General features: G+C 47.7%; 15 protein-coding genes. 11 read left to right on the top strand and 4 right to left on the bottom strand.

Annotated elements, in window-relative coordinates; translation table 11 throughout:
- The first annotated feature begins 131 nt into the window (after positions 1–131).
- The gene (locus tag JGK11_RS29595; protein ID WP_293214020.1) at positions 132–512 is read left to right on the top strand and encodes a hypothetical protein; all 381 of its coding nucleotides are present in this window, start codon (positions 132–134) and stop codon (positions 510–512) included.
- Between the two features lie 73 nt (positions 513–585).
- Here the strand turns inward: JGK11_RS29595 and JGK11_RS29590 are convergent, their stop codons facing one another.
- Positions 586–2,016, bottom strand: coding sequence for an ABC transporter substrate-binding protein (locus tag JGK11_RS29590; RefSeq protein ID WP_293193517.1), 1,431 nt, complete (start codon positions 2,014–2,016; stop codon positions 586–588).
- A gap of 945 nt (positions 2,017–2,961) precedes the next feature.
- Between JGK11_RS29590 and JGK11_RS29585 the strand changes: the two genes are divergently transcribed.
- The 5 genes from JGK11_RS29585 to JGK11_RS29565 all read left to right on the top strand — a co-directional run bounded on the left by JGK11_RS29585 (position 2,962) and on the right by JGK11_RS29565 (position 6,585).
- Positions 2,962–3,876, top strand: coding sequence for a heme A synthase (locus tag JGK11_RS29585; protein WP_293193298.1), 915 nt, complete (start codon positions 2,962–2,964; stop codon positions 3,874–3,876).
- Between the two features lie 312 nt (positions 3,877–4,188).
- Positions 4,189–5,166, top strand: coding sequence for a heme o synthase (locus JGK11_RS29580; RefSeq protein WP_293185855.1), 978 nt, complete (start codon positions 4,189–4,191; stop codon positions 5,164–5,166).
- Positions 5,167–5,345: 179 nt separating this feature from the next.
- Entirely contained in the window at positions 5,346–5,915 is a 570-nt protein-coding gene (locus JGK11_RS29575; RefSeq protein ID WP_293214019.1) for a Uma2 family endonuclease, read from the top strand.
- Positions 5,916–5,977: 62 nt separating this feature from the next.
- Positions 5,978–6,328 (top strand): DUF433 domain-containing protein, encoded by a 351-nt coding sequence (locus tag JGK11_RS29570; protein ID WP_293214018.1) that lies wholly within the window; start codon positions 5,978–5,980, stop codon positions 6,326–6,328.
- A 14-nt stretch (positions 6,329–6,342) separates the two neighbouring features.
- Complete coding sequence (locus tag JGK11_RS29565; RefSeq protein ID WP_293214016.1) at positions 6,343–6,585, top strand: DUF4926 domain-containing protein; 243 nt, start codon at positions 6,343–6,345, stop codon at positions 6,583–6,585.
- 123 nt (positions 6,586–6,708) lie between these two features.
- On the opposite strand, the gene JGK11_RS29560 is transcribed toward JGK11_RS29565, so the two are convergent.
- Positions 6,709–7,548, bottom strand: coding sequence for an ATP-grasp domain-containing protein (locus JGK11_RS29560; protein ID WP_293214014.1), 840 nt, complete (start codon positions 7,546–7,548; stop codon positions 6,709–6,711).
- A 135-nt stretch (positions 7,549–7,683) separates the two neighbouring features.
- Between JGK11_RS29560 and JGK11_RS29555 the strand changes: the two genes are divergently transcribed.
- Positions 7,684–8,319, top strand: a complete 636-nt coding sequence (locus JGK11_RS29555) for a Uma2 family endonuclease (RefSeq protein WP_293214013.1) — start codon at positions 7,684–7,686, stop codon at positions 8,317–8,319.
- A gap of 37 nt (positions 8,320–8,356) precedes the next feature.
- Entirely contained in the window at positions 8,357–8,980 is a 624-nt protein-coding gene (locus tag JGK11_RS29550) for a Uma2 family endonuclease (protein ID WP_293214011.1), read from the top strand.
- Positions 8,981–9,058: 78 nt separating this feature from the next.
- Here the strand turns inward: JGK11_RS29550 and JGK11_RS29545 are convergent, their stop codons facing one another.
- Positions 9,059–11,878, bottom strand: coding sequence for a zinc-dependent metalloprotease (locus JGK11_RS29545; protein WP_293214010.1), 2,820 nt, complete (start codon positions 11,876–11,878; stop codon positions 9,059–9,061).
- A 596-nt stretch (positions 11,879–12,474) separates the two neighbouring features.
- Entirely contained in the window at positions 12,475–16,056 is a 3,582-nt protein-coding gene (locus JGK11_RS29540; RefSeq protein WP_293198661.1) for a hypothetical protein, read from the bottom strand.
- 372 nt (positions 16,057–16,428) lie between these two features.
- On the opposite strand from JGK11_RS29540, the gene JGK11_RS29535 reads away from it, so the two are divergent.
- From JGK11_RS29535 to ppc, 3 genes are all read left to right on the top strand, one after another.
- A complete protein-coding gene (locus tag JGK11_RS29535) occupies positions 16,429–16,653 on the top strand; it encodes a hypothetical protein (RefSeq protein ID WP_293185876.1) in 225 nt (74 codons plus the stop codon).
- Positions 16,654–16,952: 299 nt separating this feature from the next.
- A complete protein-coding gene (locus JGK11_RS29530) occupies positions 16,953–18,266 on the top strand; it encodes a transposase (protein WP_293208051.1) in 1,314 nt (437 codons plus the stop codon).
- Between the two features lie 67 nt (positions 18,267–18,333).
- Positions 18,334–21,453, top strand: a complete 3,120-nt coding sequence (gene ppc, locus JGK11_RS29525; protein ID WP_293193959.1) for a phosphoenolpyruvate carboxylase — start codon at positions 18,334–18,336, stop codon at positions 21,451–21,453.
- Positions 21,454–21,626: the final 173 nt, after the last annotated feature.

Here is a 21,626-nt window from a genome sequence, read left to right as displayed (position 1 = left end):
TCAATACCGTTGACTTAAGAACACCCTGGGTAAAACCCTATGAACAATAGATACGAAGATTGCTTCGTTCCTCTCTTCGGACTATCTTAAGTAAACCGTATTGAGTTATTTTTCTAAAATTTTCCTAACCTATGAAACTCAAGTCATCTTTGTTTTATAAAGCGGTTTTAGTGACAAATTTGCTCCTAGCATCTGTCACTACTTTCGGTATCGTTGCTCAAGCCCAGACAAGTAGCTCCACTAAAAATTATAAAGGTGTATGTAGTTTTTACGGACAAAATCAACGACAGGCACAAACAATCGGCTGCTCAGTCAAGCAGAGTCTCACCCAAATTACAATTACCTGGGAGGATGGATTCATAACTAATGTGGTGTCTTCAGAAGACGGTGTTTGGCAATCAATGCCATCTCGCTCGCTCGCCGGAGTTACATTTTATACTACTGGAAAAGTATCTAGGGTCGAAATTTACGAAGGCCCCGGGAAAGGTATTCTTGTTGTCAATCCTCTTTGAAGTAAGACCCAAAAAACCCAGTTTCTTTTATTATGAAACAGGCTTTCCGGCCTGTTCATAAAAGGCAAAGAGCTCATAAGCCAGATATCGGCACAAATTCATAACCGTAACTGGTGCGATTTCCGGGTTTAACAATTACTAATTGAACTGCTCGATTGCGATCGCCCGAAGGTAAAAAGCGAATCGGCCCCGATGCTCCTGTTGCCGAAAAATCCGACGCAGATAAAGCTTGTTGAATGCCTGTGCGAGTCGGATTGCGCCCTAATCCGACAATTAGCGCGATCGCCGCATCGTAAGCTAAAGCTGTGCGCCAACTGACTTCAGCATTCCAAAGTTGTTTCGAGGTTTGGGGAAAGTTTGACTGCGGATCTGCGAGAATGTGCCAAGGAACTGCTAACACCATATCTGTGGCTCCTGCGCCACCAATTTGCAGTGTTTTAGCACTATAAGCGCCGTCTCCTGCTAGTAATGGCAGCCGTTTGGCGTTGACTTGCACTACTTGCAAAGCTTGGTCGATAGTCGCCGAATTGGACGCTAACATCATGACTTCTGCTCCCTGGGCGATCGCACTTTTAACGCTTTCGGCAGCATTAAAATTCCCCTTAGCAAAGTCAAATTCCGATACGATTTGTCCGCCATCTCCGTAAACAGCAGTAGTAAATTCATCTTTTAAAGATTTGCTGTAACTGCTGGCAGAATTAAAAAATATAGCAACTTTTTGCTTTGGCAATTTTGTCAGCATATAGCGGGAAAGAGCATTCGCCGCAAATCGATCGCTCGGCACTGTCCGAAATATATTGCTGCCAACTCCTGAAAGCTGCACAGAGGTACTTGTCGGAGAAATTGCTACTAATTGATTTTGCTGGTAAATCTTGCTCGCTGCTAGGGTGGTGTCCGAACCAAAATGCCCGATTACTCCTAAAATTTCTGAGTTATTGGCGATCGCACTGGCAATTTGCGAGGCAATCTCTGGGTTGTTGTCGTCGTTAGCAATTAGCACTTTTAAGGGAGTCCCGTTAATGCCGCCCTTTTGGTTGATTTCATTTTGAGCTTGAGCGACTCCCCGCAAAATTTCTTGAGCAGCATTGATATCGGTGCCAATGGGAACCGCTGCGGCAATTGTGTAGGATTTTTGATTGCCGATACGGGCGTTGTTGAGGTAAATTAGTGCTTCGGGATCGTTGCGATTGGTTTGCAGTGAAGCTTGTAAGTCTGAAATAGCCGCGTTGTAGTTGCCAGATGCGATCGCCTCTACTGCTGATTCTTTAGTTGTTGTTGCTTTTTCAGAAATTAACAGTTTTTTTCCGGCACTCAGACGCTGCTGAATTTGCTGCTCTGACTGCGATGAATTCCCCGTCGGGGGCTTAGAAAACGTCTGATTTTCGGGTGATAAACCTCCAGGAATGCCGCCGCGGCTTGTCAGCCACCAAATACCTGCACCGGCTAGCCCGATCGTAATTAGGAGTGATAATACCAAAACAGCGGTTTCGTTTTTTTGGGACATGGCTGCACAATTTTAGATTTTAAGTTTTAGATTCAGTCATTAGTGCGAGCGTCCCCGCTCGCGAACGTTATTAGTGCGAGCGTCCCCGCTCGCGAACGTTATTAGTGCGAGCGTCCCCGCTCGATTAGTGCGAGCGTCCCCGCTCGCGAACGTTATTAGTGCGAGCGTCCCCGCTCGCGAACGTTATTAGTGCGAGCGTCCCCGCTCGCGAACGTTATTAGTCATCAGGAAGAAGGAAGAGGGAAGAGGGAAGAAGGCTATAACGGCTATAACGGTTACGCGATCGGGTAAAAAGAAGGAAGAGGGAAGGAAGAGGGAAGAGGCAGGAGGCAGAAAAACCAATCTAATTATATTTTGACATTTTTTTAATAATCTTAGATAGTCATAGAGGCACGGGTACCGAGCAACGCGGTTTGATGGACGAAAATACATAGGTTGCAGCCAGCCGAAATAGTAAAAAAACTAAGATGATGAGGCCTTGTCCGTGCGATCGCCAACGGCTATGATTATTTAACCAGAATCCATCGAAAAATACCAAAAACCAGGCTGAGGGTTTTCTGCTGTATCCACTGTGACTTTCAAAAAGTGTGAGGAGCTAAACACTTTTGAATGCTGGATATCACACTTTTTTATTAACAAGCTATTTCTTAATTATATCTTTATTTTTTAACAAAAACCCGACAGTGCGGGAGTTGTCAACCATCACGGATGGTGCTGAAAGATTAAAGTTTTTTGAAGTTTAGCAAAAATCCTGAAATCTTTTGTAATATAAACAGGAAAGTTGAAAAAAATCTAAAGACAAACTAATTGCATAAAAGTGTCGCTAAGGTAGTAAAGATGACGGTTTCTTAGAGAAAAAGAGTGTTAAGCTCGGCTAAGCTCAGCCCAAGCAAAACCGCAATATTTAATTAAGCTCGATCGATAACAAAGGCTAAGGTAAAGTTCATGGCAAACTCAGTTTTAAAGGGGCCAAACGCAGCAGCAGGAGTGCAGTGGCAGCCAAAAGATATTATCCGCGGCCTAGTGTGGAAAATTGCGATCGCAACCTGGCTGTTAATGGCTGTAGGCAGCGCCACGCGCGTGATGAATGCGGGGCTCGCTTGCCCGGACTGGCCGCTGTGCTACGGTCAATTAATACCCGCAGCGCAAATGAATTTGCAGGTATTTCTGGAGTGGTTTCACCGTTTGGATGCAGCAGCAATTGGCTTAAGTGCGATCGCCCTTTTAGCACTTTCTGTCTTCTACCGCAGCCGCCTGCCGACTTGGCTGCCCCTCGCCAGCGCCGGCGCAGTATTTTTAATAGTTTTTCAAGGCATATTGGGCGGCCTCACCGTGACGCAACTGCTGCGATTTGACATCGTTACCGCTCACTTGGGAACGGCTTTACTGTTTTTTTGCGCCCTGCTAGCGATCGGTTTTATGCTGACTCCTTACGAAGCTACAGGCAATACAGGCAAATTAGCATGGGTAAGTTCGATCGCAGCACTGCTAGTTTATCTCCAAAGTCTGCTAGGAGCATTAGTCGGCTCTAGATGGGCGCTGCATCAATGTTTTGGTTCCTCAGAATTGTGTTCGGTAATGAACAGCCACATCGCCGGCATCGTACCAGCTACCGCAGCAACTTTAGCAGTAGCAGTCATGGCTTGGCGGCAACCAGCACTCCATTCAAACTTGCGAAAATTAGGGAATTTAGCGAGTCTTTGTCTGATTGCTCAATTAGTTTTGGGATTGGCAACTTTCCGGCTGCACCTTCAGGTAGAACCGCTGACAGTCGCCCACCAAGCAGTCGGCGCAGCATTGCTGGGAACCCTGCTAGCTTTTAGTGTTTTGTCGTGGCGCGATCGGGTTTTATCAGCTTGAAAGTCAGATCGTGTCCGGTAGCATCGTTGTTCTATGATGCAAAATCTTGTAGGGGCGGGTTCACCATTATTCTCGATAAAAGCCAACAGTTTCATAAACCCGCCCCGCCCATACAAGCATGAATCAACCGGACATGATAGACAAGGCAGATTTATCTATTCCTTGAGCAACAGGTGCCTGATTTATCCCTCGGTGGGGGCGGGTTTATCAATCTTTTCACCTACAACAAATATCTCTTGTAAACCCGCCCCTTGTATCTACGAAGCAATGACAACTGACAACTAACAAGTAACAACTAACAATTAATAACCGATGCAAGAAGTTCTTACAAACAATAGCCCTCGCCTCCACGAAAACTTTTCGCAAGTGGTGAAAAGTTACTACCAACTTACAAAACCGAGAATTATTTTACTGCTGCTAATCACCACATCAGCCGGAATGTGGATGGCCGCCAAAGGAGAAGTCGATCCGCTATTACTGGTATCAACTATTACCGGAGGCGCTTTAGCTTCCGCGTCGGCGAATACGATTAATTGCGTCTACGACAGCGACATTGACTATATCATGGAGCGCACGCGATGGCGGCCGATTCCTTCCGGGCGTGTCAAGAAACGGGATGCTTTGATATTTGCGATCGCCCTAGCGACAATCTCCTTTACATTACTGACAGTTGTCGCCAACTTATTAGCAGCCTTGCTAGCAATGTCGGGCATCGTTTTCTACGTCCTAATTTACACTCACTGGCTGAAGCGCCACAGCGTCCAAAACATCGTCATCGGGGGTGCAGCAGGGGCGATTCCCCCGCTAGTTGGGTGGGCTGCGGTGACGGGAGATTTGAGTTGGGGTGCGTGGCTGCTGTTTGGGATTATCTTCCTGTGGACACCGCCGCATTTTTGGGCATTAGCAATGATGATTCGCGACGAATACGAGGGAGTAGGGGTACCGATGTTGCCAGTAATTGAGGGCGACGAAGAGACAGCGCGCCAAATTTGGATTTACACGTTATTGATGCTTCCTGCAACTTTGCTGCTGGTGTATCCGTTGAATTTAGCGGGGCCAGTGTATGCCGGTACTGCGATTTTCCTCGGTGCGATTTTTGCCCAAAAGGCTTGGTTGCTGTTGCAGACTCCAGAAGATAAGAAGGTTGCGCGATCGCTCTTTAAATACTCTATTCTGTATCTGATGCTATTGTGCGCTGGAATCGTGGTTGATAGTTTGCCTGCGACTCACAACTTTACTACTGCTGTTGTCCACAATGTGCACACTTTAATTAGTGCCGTGGTGATGTAGTAATAAGTTAAATTGCAATTATCAAAATGAAGCCCGCACCTTGCGGGTTTTCTTTATGGTAAAATGGCGGTAGTCATTCTCCCCTCCGCGTTCATCAGCGTTAATTTGCTTTGATCTGCGGTAAAAAAAGAACGCTCGAAAATCGCTACAATTAAGCTATTAAATTTGCCTGCAATACTATGATTGCCATCCCCTCTGGATTTAGCCCCGAAGAGTACCTTTCCCTGGAACATGACAATACAGTCCGCCATGAATATCGGCGCGGTTTAGTCTACGCAATGGCGGGTGGTAGCGACGATCATAGCCGTCTCGCGATTAATTTTTTAACGGCTATTAATTTTCACCTGCGTGATGGGGAATGTCAGTTTTTTTCCGGTGATGTGAAGGTGAATTATGCGGATGAGTTTTTCTATTATCCCGATGCCTTTGTGACGTGCGATCCGCGCGATCGGAGCGATCGCTATGTGAAGCGCTATCCTAAGTTGATTGCTGAGGTGCTGTCTCCTTCGACGGGAAAATTCGATCGCACTGATAAGTTTGAGGATTATCGACTGTTGGAATCGTTGGAAGAGTATGTTTTAATCGCGCAGGATGAGATGCGAGTAGAGTGTCGCCGTCGAGTGAAAGATGGGGCTGGGGAACGTTGGGAAACGGTGGTTTATGGTGCGGGCGATATCGTGATGTTACAGAGTATTGAGCTTGAAGTTGCGATCGCAGAATTATATCGCGGTGTGAGTTTGGGGCGATAAATGAAGTAAGCTAGAGACAAAGGTTTCAAAATAGATGAAAACTCCATAGAGGCAAACTAGCTATGAACTGGAAAGCATACATTAATTCAAATCCTAAAATTCTGCTGGGCAAACCTGTAATTAAGGGAACACGAATATCCGTGGAGTTTATTCTAGGGTTGTTTTCAGAAGGTTGGACGCAGCAACAAGTTCTAGAAAACTACCCAACGCTTAATCCTGAATCTATCCAGGCAGTGTTTGCTTTTGCGGTGGAATTCCTCAAAGAAGAGGACGATTCTCCCGAAGACATTGCTGAAATAGAAGCTGCCCGTGCTGACTACAAAGCTGGAGATTACACAACTTTCGATCGATACATGGCCGGGCGGGCAAATAAATCGACTTATCGAGGTGGCACGGTAATATTGTCAGCTTAATAAGTGAGGATACTATGATGACGTTACACGAGTATGATGTTGTTGCCTTGACCGAAGAAATTCAGGCAATCCACAAAGAAACCTCTGGGCCAATTTTGCTCCGGCCCGGACAAGTTGGCACTATTCTGATGAGCTTTGACGATCGCGCTTATCTAGTAGATTTTGCCGATGCTCAAGGTAATACCTATGCAATGGAAACTGTTCCCTCAGAAAAACTCATGCAACTTGTTTATGAGCCACTTCCTGTCTACGCCTAACCTACAAATAATACTTTACAGAGTATTTAGCTGGAAATTGCGATCGCAGAATTATATCGTGGTGTGAGTTTGGGGCGATTGAGCAACGGGTAATCTTGACGTTCGATCGCCAGGTGTAAAATATTATATCCCTTGCTGCTTCAGGACCCACCGCTTCCAGGCAGCCTCTGATGCTTCTCTCACAACTAAGCTCAAATCACACTCATACAAGGCTGAACACGATAGAAAATTAATCTCTAGAACGTAAGCCAAATTACCAGAACAACAGAGATCTAGAACCCAAATTGGGTCAGGCTGCCATTGTTGTTGTGCCACCGCTTCGGCTACTTGCCGCACAATCTCAGGCATTCCGGATTGATAGTAAGGTTTCTCAATCTGCCGATATTGAGAAGCACACAAGATTTGCCCTTGGGCAATAATCACTCGCCATTCTGCTTCAATGGACTGTTCCGGTGCAACCACCACCAAAATGTTCGGATCTTCGAGGTAATGGCGTTTCATAAAACTGTCTAAGTCCGTCACTTCTCTAGGAGAATACAGACTACCTGCAAAAGGTTTAAGTGGACTGTTGGGACGGATAAACAAACGTTTGCTCTTCTCAAGATTGAAAAGTAATTTAGGGTTTTCAACCACAGAGGAAGACAACTCTGATAGTGGCAAAATATAACCCCCTGCATTCAACAGCCAAGGTTTAAGATGAGGATAATAGGCTGTGCAATGATAATGTTCAATAGTCCCGATAATTCCTGGTGTCCAAGACAAATCCCAACTGAGAATCTGTTCAGCTATATAGAGTGACCCATAGAATATGACACACTCTGTTTGGGGAAAGAAGCGTTGATAGTCTGTTATGCCTCTGGTATAGTCAACAATCTTAACATTGTGTCCTTGCTTGCGAATCTCCGTTGCAAGTGGAGCCATAGAGCAGCCAAATACACCATCTTCTAGAATCCAGCTAACCATCTAGCTACCCTCGCCCAACTTCTATGGCAGATGAAGTTATTATTGTAGCGCAAATTTCGACTAAAAAGCAGGAGCGATCGCCCACACGAGTCTTGTTATGATTAAAATCAATGGCTGCAAAAGGAAGCTTAGACTATGTTCGCCCTCGTCTCACCAGAAAAAATTCAATTGCCTGCGGGTTCTGTAGTGCGCTTACCTGCAACTTGGCAAGAATATCAGAGTTTGTGCGATCGCCGTGGAGATGGCTCAATTCCGCGCCTAAAGTATCGCAATGGAGAAGTGTTGCTAATGTCACCTTTACCCGTACACGGAAAAGATGCCAACTTGATTGCTGATATTGTAAAAGCCATTCTCGATCGCGATGGGCGGGAATACGATGCGTTTACTCCTATCACCATGACAGTGCCAGAAGAAAGCGGAATTGAACCAGATTATTGCTTTTATATTAACAACTGGCAAGCCGTTTGTGGCAAAAAGCGGATTGACTGGCAAAACGATCCGCCGCCAGATTTGGTCATCGAAATTGATGTCACCAGTTATTCCGATGTGCAAGATTATCTTCCCTATCGGGTTCCTGAAATCTGGCTATATAAGAAACAACAACTCTTAATTTATCGGCTGCAAGGTGCAAACTATCAAGTTCAAACCCAAAGCATCTATTTTCCAGACTTCGATCTACAAAGTGCGATCGCCCGCTGCGTCGAAATTGCTTACCAACGTAACACCAGCGCTGCTATCCGCGATTTAAAGCAACAATTAGCTGACCGTTAGAGAACAGAGAGCCAACCTACCCAACAGGTTAATATCAATGATTGCGATCGCCGAAAAAAACCTTTCCTTCGAGGAATTTCTCAACTGGGATGACGGTTCCGGCAGGTCATTCGAGCTAGTCAATGGAGTTGCCATGCCCCTGAGTGAACCCACAGCCAAACATGAGGATGTCGTCGATGGTTTATGTCGTCTCTTGGTGGATCATTGCCAATCCTTGAACCTTCCCTACGTTCCTCGACAAAATAAACAAGTCAGATTGAACGCTCCCCCTGGCGAAAGTGAATCGAGTCGTAAAGCCGACATTGTGGTATTTGCCAAGGAAGAATGGGTCAGAATGCGTCAAAGTTCTGCCTCTGCTGCGGCTTATATTCCACCTCCCTTGGCGATCGAAGTTGTTAGTACGAATTGGCGGGATGATTACCGCATCAAATTGAATGAGTATGAAACTTTAGGAATCCTGGAGTATTGGATTGTTGATTATGCAGGGTTGGGAGGCGTTCAGTATATTGGCTCTCCAAAACAGTCTACGGTGACTATCAACCGCTTAATTGATGGTGAATATCAGGCGCTGCGATATCAAGGAGAAGCCACTATTGTTTCTCCAACTTTTCCTCAATTGGTATTAACGATCGCTCAAATCATTGCAATGACAGAAGTTTAGCATTTGCAAATTATTTGTAGGATACTTTGTATTGCCAAAAAAATACTAATATCCGAACCCGGTTTCTGGACACCCATATTAATTTGACTGAATCTGTGCGTTCAAAACCTTAGAAATTCGATCGCGCGTTTCCTCCAAATGAGCCCGCGTATAAGCATCCGCACTCCGATCCAAATTCCGAATACTCTTGCTCAAACCCTCCCGCAACTGCCGCAATTCGTACCAAGCCAAACTCCGCGCATCCTCAGGTGTACTGGTTTTTCGCAGCACCATTCCGATTAAAATCGCCAAATGTTCTCGCTGTAACGATCGCCGAAAAGTCGAAATTTGCATCTTCTTGGACGGCTGCAAAACCTCTTTCCAAATATCGTTTTGCAAAGTATCGAACAATTCTGGTAATTTCAAAGCGCTTTCCGGCGCAGATTTTAACTCCGCATCCCGCAGTCTCGCCAGCCGCACTGGAGATAGCAACACTCGCAGCACAAATCGCTGCATAAAAGTAATTCGATCGCCGATCGGGTAATCTAGAGGAAACACCAAAGCCGGACTTCCCCAGTGCTCCCAGCGCGCAGGCGCTAATTTATTTAGCAAATCCGGCGCAAAACTAAACGCATCGCTTGCAAATACGTACTTGTCCAGTGTAGCCAAAGCTTCTCGTTGTTGTGAAAGCTCGATCGGCACAAACGGCAATTTTCCCTTCGCATCTCCCGGGCGAATCCGACTAAACGACTGTCCGCCGACGTACAAAGTAGCATTCATCACCTGCTGAAAATAATACCCGAACACCGAATCAAACATCACCCGCAGTTCGTTATAACCGTCTTCCCCAACCGGAATTCGCTTTTCTAAACGCTTCCACATTGCCTTAGCATTATCCAATTGCCATTGCGAGTACCTCAGCATATTGTTACTGAGATCGAAGGCATTTGCAGCGGGATCGAGATTGTCAACAGTATCCTCATCCGGCGCATAAGCTAATTGCGGTTCCCCCGCGCGACTGGCAATTTGTTGCAGCGCTGGTAAGTCGCTGTTGGGGTTGGCGCCACCAAGAACTTTGTAACCGTACTCGATCGCCCAATCGTCATAAGGCCCTACAATCGTCGGATAATAATCGCCCTGTACAGTTCCCTGCGGTGCCAAATTAATCGGCAGGTAATCCATCACCGACGCCACCATACCTTGGGCGCGAGCTACCTGAGTATTGTTCAAATCCTCCGGTTGCAGCATTGTACTGCCGTGAAAATTGTGCCTCAAACCAAGAGTGTGACCGACTTCGTGTGCAGTCAAATTTCGGATATAATCATTAACATAATTCTCCAGCACCGGACTGCTAGGCGCTGCATTGTCCAGCAGAGACATCGACATTGCTCCGATCGCAAATTGCCGGCTCGATTCCAACCCAAAACACATATCCGAACTCAGCATCAACCGCGATAAGGGCGATCGCTTTTGTTCTTGATATCTTTCCACCAAAGTGGGCAAATCATCAACAATTCCACCCGGAGAATTCTCCCCGCTGCTTTTGCCTAAATCTGCATTTTCGAGCATCGGCAAATAGCGAGAATACATCCCGAACTGACAGGGATTGGTATTAGAGCCGTTTCGGCCTTGAAAACTCTTTGCTAGCGATCGATTTTGTTCTACCAAAGACCGATATCCCTGTTTGATTAGCCGGACAATATTAGCATCCAACAAAATATCAGCATCCAAGATTTCCCCGGTTAGCGGGTTAGTGCGAGACGGCCCGAGTCCGGCAAAATCTGACTCAAAAGAACTCGACCACCTAATAGTATTGTAGCGGACATCAGCCGGATCCCATTTAGCATTGTCCGGCATTTGTTTGACCTGAATTGCCTCTGTAAAACCTGCTTTTTCAAAAGATTTGTTCCACTCCAAAATGCCATCGCGAATTGCATTGCGGTATTCTAGAGGGACATTATTTTCAATCCAAAAGACGATCGGCTGCACCGGAGGCGACATCGGCGCCGTCGGGATTTGCTTTTGCAAATGCCAGCGATTGATGTAGCGCACAAAAGGCTCCCGACTGCTCTTGTCAGAAAAGTCTTTATATGCTGTCAGAAAATAGCCGACTCGCTCGTCTGCAAGTCTGGGGCGGTAGCCGTTATTGAGAGGCACTTCCGAGAAACTGTAGTGAATGCGGAGGTTAAAAGCCCGACTGTCAGGAATCGAAGGTAAATAGTTAACTGCACTGTCATTATCGCTGGAAAAACCGTAAATAGAAGCAATTTCTACATTCAGCGGAAACGCTTTCACATCTTTAAAATAAGATTTGTCTTCATCGATCGAGTAAGCAGCACCCAAAATCGCCGGCAAAATCGCTTTAACCCCCGGTAAGTCGCGCTTTTCGCTCATCAGCAAATCGCCTAAGTCTATCAGCAGAGTTTGCCTTTGCGGATGAAGGCTTTTGAGTGGTAAAGAATAGAGAATCGACTCGCTAAATGCCCTTTCCACCGAACCCGCTTGCGGGTCGCCCGGACGAGTGCGAAAATAGATATTCGGTATGACAAACTCGACGTTATTTTGGACTCGCCGCAGTTGAAACAAGAAATCGCCGATCGGCAATCCGCTCAAAATTCCCCCTTCCCCTAAACCTGATGCCAATGTGACGAAACACAGAAACTTTTTATCCAGTTGCTGCGGTTTAATTTCTAGATAAACTTTATTAGTTGCCAGATTGCGGTAAAGGGTAAACAGTCCTTCAAACTTTTGCGCGTCTTTGACAACTTGCTCGAAGGGTTGCAAAGGTTGTTGTTCGCTGCTGGGCGGCGGAGTTGATAAAGCAAAAGGTAAAAATAAACCTTTATACAAACTAAACAGGAAAAATGCTAGAGATAATATAAAAAATATTACAGGCAGATTTTTGCGGGGATTTTTCATCAGTTTGTTTCTGCTAACTTCCGAAAAAATTAATCTTTTCATGTTCAGTGTCCAGTTGCAGGAAAGAAGTGTTTTGAGATAGTCGCATCCCAGGATTAACGATTGAAATAACAATCATTAATATTGCTGAACCCGCCTTTACAATAAGATTTAAATCCTTTAAATTCTAACAACAGCTAGCGATAGTTTTATCCTTGACGAGGGTGGTGACTAGAAACCGGGTTTCTCTGAGATTTTTGCGTTTAGTAATGAGAAACATTCGTAGAAACCCGGTTTCTGAAATCTGCCGTGGGGGCTAGAAACCGGGTTTATACGAGATTTTACGACGAGTCGTTTCTGAAATCTGCCGTGGGGGCTAGAAACCGGGTTTATACGAGATTTTACGACGAGTCACGAGAAATCTTCGTAGAAACCCGGTTTCTGAAATCTGCGTGCGTCTAGGAGTATTTTCCCCGCTATCTCCATCGAACATAACAGACAATCTAGATACCCACTAGCTTACAACTTCTCCCAATCTCCCCCTCTCCCAATCTCCCCCTCTCCCAATCTCCCCCTCTCCCAATCTCCCCCTCTTCCCTCTCCCCCTCTCCCCCTCTCTACTTCTTCACAGGCCAGGGAATCATCGGATCTTGAGCCAAGCGCTTGGAAACTGCAACAGCACCGTAACGGTTGAGGTGACTGGGGTCAGAAAAAGATTCCCGTGCTTGGGGCAACAATAAACTATTATCTCGGAAAATTAGTCCGGTTTGAGCTGCTAATTGTTGCATATATTGCCGGAATTCTTGTTCGTAACCTGTCCGCACCGGATCTAAATAATCGGCAGTCAGAGGCATATTGACAAACACGAGATTGATGTTGCGAACTTTGGTAAATTCGATCATGTTTTTGAGCGCTACAGTTTGTTCCCCTGTCAATTTAAAATCTTGATAGTCGGTGTCGTAATATCCAGATACTTTGGCGTGTTTCTGAAAGTAAGTATCGGGATTGAAGCGGATGTCGATCGGCAAAAAGCCGTTTGGTTGAAACTCGCTGGGTGCTTTACCCGCAGCAGTTAGCTGGGCGTTTTCAGTGGTTTGTTTATCGTCGTCGGCTGCGGTTTGGGGGCTTTCGGTGACAACAGGGGCTGCTGGATTCGCGATCGATCGCAAAAACCCTTTCAGCCGATCGCGCTTTTTGTAAGTTGCAGAACTATCCACCAACTTTTGACTCAGAAATTGTTGAACATTCGCTTGACTTTGTTCCAAATTGTGCACCAATTCACCAGCAGTCGCGATCGGATTTTTGGCAGTTTCCTTAGATGTTGGGGATTCTAATGGATTGGTGCGGATCAGAAAACTACCCCGAGCCAATTGTCTGTAACCTTCGGAAGAGGCGATCGCACTAAAAGTCAAATCCGGCCGCCCGCTGTTGAGAGCCCTCGCCCCGTCCGCCAAAACCAGTAATTTCGGCAATTGTTGCGGTGGCAAAATCCGGCGGACGATCGAATCTACCACTTGCAGAGTAGCTCCGTTCACCCCAAAATTGTAAGCCTTCAGCCCCGGATAGCCTCCAGCAGCCAAAGCCGTTTCCAACACCGCCGGGTCGATACCCCGCAGCGCCCTAGAACTCCCGACAATTAAAATATCCGGCGGTTTTTTGTGCTGGCGGATGTACTCTTGGTAGCGCGCAATCTGCTCGTCAAGCTGCTCGCTCCTCAAAGTCGGAAACACCGGAGCAGCCGAAACATCAGCTACAGGAACGCTAGTATTTCCCGGTTTCGTAAACCCAGAACCGTTGAAAGCCTTTTCTTCACTCGCGGACGGCGATGCTTGTAAAGGAATTTGAGGCAAATTCACTTCTTGAGACTCGGGAATCGGGACTGAAGAGCCAGAGGGAGAGGGAGAATCCGGATTCGTGAGAGAGGCTTGAACGTCGCTCTGAGGCTTGGGGGATGAATTTTGACAATTTGGGCCGTTGCAAACTTCGGAGGCTCTAGGAGCTTGACTAACCGTCGCAGATTTAAGAAATAGACCCAGCAACCAATCGGTATTGAAGGTGATCAGACAGCCGGCGATCGCCCAAATCAAAGCCATTCCCGCCGCGCGATCGGCTCTCACGCCTCCCGGCGCAGCAGCATTCATCGACAAAGCGTCGTTGGGAACAAACAAACCCGAAGCAACAAGCGGCTGCACCACAGCTTGAACCAACTGCTCGCCCAACTGGTAACCGGGGAGTCTAATTTTGAAGCGCGGCCGCGAGGAGTCCGGTGCGGGAGCATCGAACACCAAATTATCGCCCAGAGCAGAAAAACTCCCATCTGCCACCGACGGCGCAAACTCCGGCACCGCTTCCTTAGACAAGACAGCCTGTTGCGAGGGAGCCGATGCGGTTGTTGGTGCTAATTCCCCGTCAACCGCCATTTTGAGATCGATACCGTAGCGCCACAGGGGCATTTTCTGACCGGCGCGGCGCCCGTAGACTCGCACAAGAGCCACTCCCGGAATTTGTAACTGCCGCAAGAATTTAGCCACCGGCGGGCCTACCTTCGACTGAGCAGGGCAACTCAGAGCTTCAGTCATGACGTGCAGCACGTTGGCTTTGTGCAGCGCCACAGCCCGAATCCCTCCGGTTTCCAGCTTGCGGTTGAGATTGGGATTGAGAAACCTGTTGAGCAAGAAAGTCAAGGCTAATTGGTCGCCCTCGGCTGCCAATATCCTCGGGTTTGGAGCTAAGTCGGGGTGGTGGGCTGCTGGTAAGTCTATCCAGTCAATCCACACCGGCGACTCCGGCTCGGTTGTGCTGTCGCTGGCCGGTTCTACGCCGTAGAGGGTAGCTGCGCGGATGCCTTGGGGCGCGAAGGATGCTAACAAAGGGGCGATCGCATCGGTGGTTTGCTGTTTGTCAGGGTATTCTTGTCGTTTGGGTTTTTGTCCTTTTGTGACTGTTTTGCTGCAAAACAGGTGCAGAGTTGCTTCTTTGAGGGTGGCTCGCACTTCGACTGTTGATGTCGCCAAGTGTTGGTTGAGCAGTTTGGCGATCGACTGTACGTCTCCCCAGCGGGCCCATTCCTTGAGGATTGTGTCCGGTGGCGTCAAATCGACTCGCAGCACCCAGTCCGGCTTCGATTCGCCTGCAACTTGGCTGCCGATCGCAGCTTCCCGGAAGTCCTCTAGTTGCAGTTTCCGCAGCCTAGCGGCGATCGGTTCTGCTAGCAAGGAGGGTTCGGGGCTGTAAGCTGACTCGCACAGCACTAACAGCCGCCGTTCCTTGGACTTGAGAAGTTCTGGCGCATTTGGGTGCTGGGTTTCCCGGCTGCTTTTGACTTCTTTTTCGCGAATGCTGACTTTCACCGAAACACCCATCGGCCCGAGGATTTCGCTGAGATAGCTGGCGATCGCATCTGGATAGCCCCGCCGCGCCAAAGTTTCCGCCGAAACGGTCAAAGTGCCGCCGCCATCACTGTCACCGGAGCCTGTTTCGGGGGATTGAATCAAAGCCACCGCGCCGCGACTCGCCTGCTGCTGCGTGGATGTTTGCGGTGCTGGCGCAGAAACCGGGGGACTGAAAGTTTCCCGAGTTGCCGAAGTGTCGATCGTCACTGGGGAAGTTTCAAAAACTTCTGGATATTCAATCCGGGAGGCCGTGGGGAAACTTTCAGTATCAAAATCCATTTCTTCCCGCACCTGAGGCATTGGTGCCGGGGTTTCTACCTGTGCTGCTTTTAGTTTGAGGTTGCGGTTTTCATTTTTGAATCTGTCGAAGAGTCCGCCTTTTTTACGACTTGTTGGCGGTTCGCTGTCGGGGGGACTCGCTAGTGGTGGCACTTCGGAAACTTTTGGTTCCGGTTCCGGTTCCCGTCGCTGTGGCTGTGGCTGTGGCTGTCGCTGTTTGCCACTGCAATCGAGCCGGACAGTCCAGTCGTTTTGTCGGGAACCGAGTTTGCGGCCGCACAGAAACAACTGGTAGATTTTAGTTCGATCGGGCAGGAGTCGCGTTAAATCAGTTTGTTCGATCGCGCTTTTAAATCTCGCCGTCACCAATTCCTGAGACGGACACAATTGCGCTTCGCACAAAATATGCAGGTGATTTCCGCGCAAACGCGCTTGTACCTGCACCTCGGGCAGTCCCAAAGCTTTTTGCGCCCACTGCGATGCGGGCGATCGATTGTCTGCCAATATACTCCCGTTCGCATTCAACATGGGACTTTAAATTTCGTCAAGGCTGGTTTTGTTTTCTACAGATAGCACAGTTTACAGGTTTTACATACAATTATTTTATTTACCGAGCCTAACCCTTGCATCCGGTTTAACTGTTGCTCGGCTTACTGGCGAGCTGTGTATCCCCTCGGCTGCGCTCCGTTGGGCAATACTGTTTTGACCAATACCTCGAATGTATTTTCGCACAATTAGACCCAGTTAAGCGAAGTCAGAATTCAGGAGTAAAGATAATTATTTCCCCTGTTTAGCAACCGCCCCCAAAGATTAGGACGTTCTTAATTGCTGAAACCCTTGCTATTCTTCCTCCTTCCTTCTGCTGTAAACTGGGGATACTGAATAACACAGGAGGGATCTATGCCGTCGGAAAACCAAGACTTGCCCAAAACTCAAACCCCCAACAATCCTAAATTGCCAATTCCCTCAGATATTTTATTGAGCTTAGCCGCCTTACCCATGCTGGGCGGGTTGCTGGCTGCCAAAGCTGCTGCTGAGTTTGTGAGTTCGATCGGCATTGAAAGCGAAGAAGTCTTTCGGGGTTCGCGCCTCCCGGTACTCAACTTTCCCCAGTCACAGGAGTAGCAATCTCAAGGCCAGTTCAACGCTAAATTTTTTGACCAAAAAGCTTGACAGCCGATAGAATCCGTGCTGTTACAATTTGTCATTGCTTCCAGCTTCTCCATCAGTTCCTTCGCACCGCAAGATTAGTTTCAATATAATCGCGGGAATCCCCGCCCTCAATTGACGCGATTTCCGCAGCCCAAGGGCTAAGGATGAGCGTCAATAGGGCGGGGAGGGATAGCGGCTAAAAATGGGGGTTTGATGCCCGCAGTTTTAGCAATCTCATGGTACACTAGCTCCATAATCTTCACTTATTGAAAATGTCTCAAGTCCTGACGGTTAGTTGTAAACTCGAAGTGTTGCAACATCAGGTTGAAAAACTTGATGCGGTGCTTCGTGCTTTTGCGAACTGCTGTGAGTACGTGAACAAAAACACTGACCGAAAGCTGACCAATCAGATAGCCGTGCAATCCTTAATTTACAAGGAAGCACGGGAATACTCTGGTCTATCGGCTCAGATGACTATCCATGCCATTCGTAGGGTTTGCGCCAATCGCAAGACTGCCAAACAAAAAGATAGACCTGTGAAAGGGTTTGCAGCTACCAGTGCCACTTATGACGCTCGGACTTTCACTTTTAGGGAGAAAGACTGGACAGCTAGTTTGACGATGCTCAAGCAAAGAGAGAAATTCCCTTTGCACATTGGCAACTATCAGCGTCATTTGTTAACAGGAAGAAATCCTAAGTCGGCAGTGTTGGTAAAGCGCAAAGATAACACTTATTACCTGCAAATTCAGCTTGAATCTGAGCCACCAAACCCTGAGAAAACTGATAGGGTTTTGGGTGTTGATTTGGGCAGAACCGATATAGCCGTTACCTCTGAATCCGAGAAGTTTAGTGGAACGGCGATAACCGAAATTCGTGACAGATATAGCCGTGTCAGGGCTTCGTTGCAGAAAAAAGCGTCCAAAGGCACAAGAAGTAGTCGGCGTAGATGTCGGCAGCTTCTGCAACGGTTGAGTGGACGAGAACGAAGATTTCAGGCACAGGTTAACCATACCGTTAGCTACCGACTCATTCAGCACGCCAAAAAACAAGCGCAAACTATTGCGTTGGAGGATTTGACGGGTATCAGAGAACGCACCAACCAACAGCCACGTTCTAAAACAGAGAGACGCAGAAGCAACAGTTGGGCGTTTTTTCAGCTTCGCCAATTCCTTTGTTATAAGGCAGTAAAGTTTGGCGTAAATCTGGTATTTGTTGACCCAAGGTACACATCCCAAACCTGCCACAAATGCCTGCATATTCACCCCGTTAGAGGTGAATCATACAGAAGTGGCAAGAAGTTTAGGTGTGGTCATTGTGGCTGGGTTGGTGATGCTGATGAGAATGGAGCTAAGAATATTTCTGTATTGGGGCTGCTTTTAGACCAGCCTGGAGGCTCAGGACTTGCTTGCTCATTGGAGCAACACGTTCTAGGGCTACTGAAATCCCCGACCGATCGCGCAAGCAGGTCGGGGAAGTTTAAAACACCAGGAAAGGGAGACCCCGAGCTCCAAAGCACGATCGTCATGAGTCATCCGCAAGCACAAATCGCAAATTGTATCAGATGTCTCAAATTTGACTGCAAATAAAAATGTTTTAGGTGAAACTAAACAATACAATTTTCTAGACACCCGCAGCTATTTGAGGAACAGCCCGATGAGTTCAGTCCTCCAGTCTTCAGAACAGGCTATTGATACACCATCTATTCCCCATTCTGCCCCTTACTCAAAATCAGACCTGTTTCTACGCAATCGCCTCAAAGTAGTAGAGGACTTGTGGGAATCGGTGCTGCGACAGGAGTGCGGGCAGGAATTGGTGGATTTGCTCCAACAAATGCGATCGGTCAATTCGGCCGAGGGACAAGCCACTCACTTTCGCGAGTCGAATGTCCTACAGCTAATCGAAAAGCTCGATCTCAACGCCGCCATCCGCGCCGCTCGTGCTTTTGCACTATATTTTCAGTTAATCAACATTGTCGAACAGCACTACGAACAACGAGACCAACAGCTAGCTTACACTGGCAGTAACGATGCTGGCGGGCGGATGTTTGCTAAGCTGCCGGGACAAGCAACGGATGCGCCCGATCGCCCGCGGCACAGGGAAGGCCCGGCCCAAACAGCTCTGAGCAAGGTAGACAGCAGCGAGGCGATCGCCAAAGACGCCGGAACATTTCACCAACTGTTCCCGATGCTACTGCGCTTGAACGTACCCAGCCAGCAAATCCAGCGCTTGATCGATCAGTTAGACATCCGCTTAGTATTCACCGCCCACCCGACGGAAATTGTCCGCAACACGATCCGCACCAAGCAGCGGCGGATGGCGAAGATTCTCCAAAAGCTAGACCAAGTTGACGAGAAATTTCAGGTACTCGGGGCCGACTCAGAAAGCCCCTACCCGGTGTCTTCCTGGGAAGCTGCGGCTCTCCAAGAGCAACTCATGGAAGAAATTCGCCTTTGGTGGCGCACTGACGAACTGCACCAGTTCAAACCGACTGTACTTGACGAGGTGGAATACACCCTGCACTACTTCGACGAAGTGCTGTTTGATGCTATTCCCGAGCTATACCAACGCTTAAAGCAAGCGCTGCACGCTTCTTTCCCTTACCTGAAACCACCTAGTTACAATTTTTGCAAGTTCGGTTCTTGGGTGGGCTCCGACAGAGACGGGAATCCTTCTGTCACCCCAAAAGTTACTTGGCAAACTGCTTGCTATCAACGCCATTTAGTGCTGTGCAAGTACATCAATGCGGTGAAGCGGTTGAACGAACTTTTGAGTTTGTCGCTGCACTGGAGCGACGTATTGCCAGAATTGCTCGAATCGCTCGATCGCGACAAATCAGAATTTCCCGAGGTTTACGAGCAGTGGGCGATCCGCTACCGTCAAGAGCCCTATCGGTTGAAACTCGCCTACGTACTCCAGCGACTGGAAAATACGCGCGATCGCAACTGGCGCCTCTACAAAGGAGACGAGTTGCAGCGGGAGCGCGAAGCCTTATCGGAACATCCCGGAATGAGCGGCCTTTATCGATCGGGAACCGAGTTTTTGACCGAATTGCAGCTCATCGAGCACAATTTAATCGAAACCGGTTTAAGCTGTCGGGACTTGGAAAATCTGCTTTGCCAAGTAGAAATCTACGGGTTTAATTTGGCTTACCTAGATATCCGCCAAGAGTCAACAGTACACTCCGACGCTTTGAGCGAAATTGCTGAATACTTGCAAATTTTGCCCAAGCTTTACAATGAAATGTCTGAAGGCGATCGAGTGATATGGCTAGCAACAGAACTGCAAACTCGCCGCCCATTAATTCCCGCAGAATTGCCATTTTCTCCCAAAACTTGCGAGACAATTAATACCTTCCGCATATTGCGGCAAATGCACCAGGAGTTCGGCCCGGAAATTTGCGAAACCTACGTCATTAGCATGACCCACGACCTCAGCGATATGCTGGCGGTTTTGTTGCTAGCAAAAGAATCAGGACTTTACGATCCAGCGACCGGAATTAGCAGCATTCAAGTAGTCCCATTGTTTGAAACAGTGGAAGACTTGAAAAAAGCGCCAAAAGTAATGCAGGAGGCATTTGAACTGCCAGTTTATCGGGCTTTATTAGCCGGAGGATACGCCCAAGAAACAGCCAAACCAAGCGAACAAAATCTAGACTGTCCAATCCGAAAAATCAAATTGCAAGAAGTGATGCTGGGCTATTCGGACAGTAATAAAGATTCGGGTTTCCTCAGCAGCAATTGGGAAATTCACAAAGCTCAAAAAGCTTTGCAAATGGTTGCGGAAAAGCACGAAGTAGAATTGCGAATTTTTCACGGCCGTGGCGGTTCGGTAGGGCGAGGCGGCGGGCCTGCTTACAAAGCGATTTTGGCTCAGCCCGGAAAGAGCATTAGCGGGCGAATTAAGATTACCGAACAAGGCGAGGTTTTGGCTTCTAAATATTCTTTGCCGGAGTTGGCGCTTTACAATTTAGAAACCGTGGCGGCGGCGGTAATTCAAGCTAGTTTGCTGCATACAGGTTTCGATGGCATCGACTCTTGGAACGAGATTATGGAAGAGTTATCGGCGAAATCGCGATCGCACTACCGTAATTTAATCTACGAACAGCCAGATTTAGTAGATTTCTTCCACCACGTTACCCCGATTCAAGAAATCAGTCAGTTGCAAATTAGTTCTCGCCCAGCCCGTCGCGGCGGGAAGAAAGACATCAGCGGTTTGCGAGCAATTCCGTGGGTGTTTAGCTGGACTCAAAGCCGCTTTTTGCTGCCTTCTTGGTATGGTGTCGGCACAGCTTTACAAGAGTATTTGCTGGAAGAACCGGAAGAACACATGAAACTTTTGCAGTATTTTTACTTGAAATGGCCGTTTTTTAGAATGGTAATTTCCAAGGTAGAAATGACATTATCGAAGGTGGATTTGCAGATTGCAGAACACTACGTGCGGGAGTTGGCGTTACCGGCAGACAGAGAGCGATTTAAGGCTTTATTCGAGCAAATTGCTGCCGAATTCTACTTGATTCGTAATTTGGTTTTAACTATTACCGGACACCAGAGTTTGTTGGATGGAGATCCATCGCTTCAGCGTTCTGTGCAATTACGAAATGCCACAATTGTGCCTTTGGGTTTGTTGCAGGTTTCACTGCTGAAGCGATTGCGGCAACATGGTACTGGCGGAGTACCCGGTGTGATTCACTCGCGTTACAGCAAGGGTGAGTTGTTGCGGGGAGCTCTGCTGACGATTAATGGTATTGCCGCCGGGATGCGGAATACGGGCTAAAAAACAGGTTTGTAGTGAGGACTTCAGTCCTGCTTTTTCCGAGAACAAAAGTCCTCACTACGAACAGATTTTACAAGGTTTGTAGTGAGGACTTCAGTCCTGCTTTTTCCGAGAACAAAAGTCCTCACTACGAACAGATTGTATAAGGTTTGTAGTGAGGACTTCAGTCCTGC

The sequence above is a fragment of the Microcoleus sp. PH2017_34_RAT_O_A genome, assembly GCF_020737885.1.
Classification (GTDB): domain Bacteria; phylum Cyanobacteriota; class Cyanobacteriia; order Cyanobacteriales; family Microcoleaceae; genus Microcoleus.
Note: the sequence above shows the minus strand (reverse complement) of the source record. Positions and strands in the feature narration are given on the sequence as shown.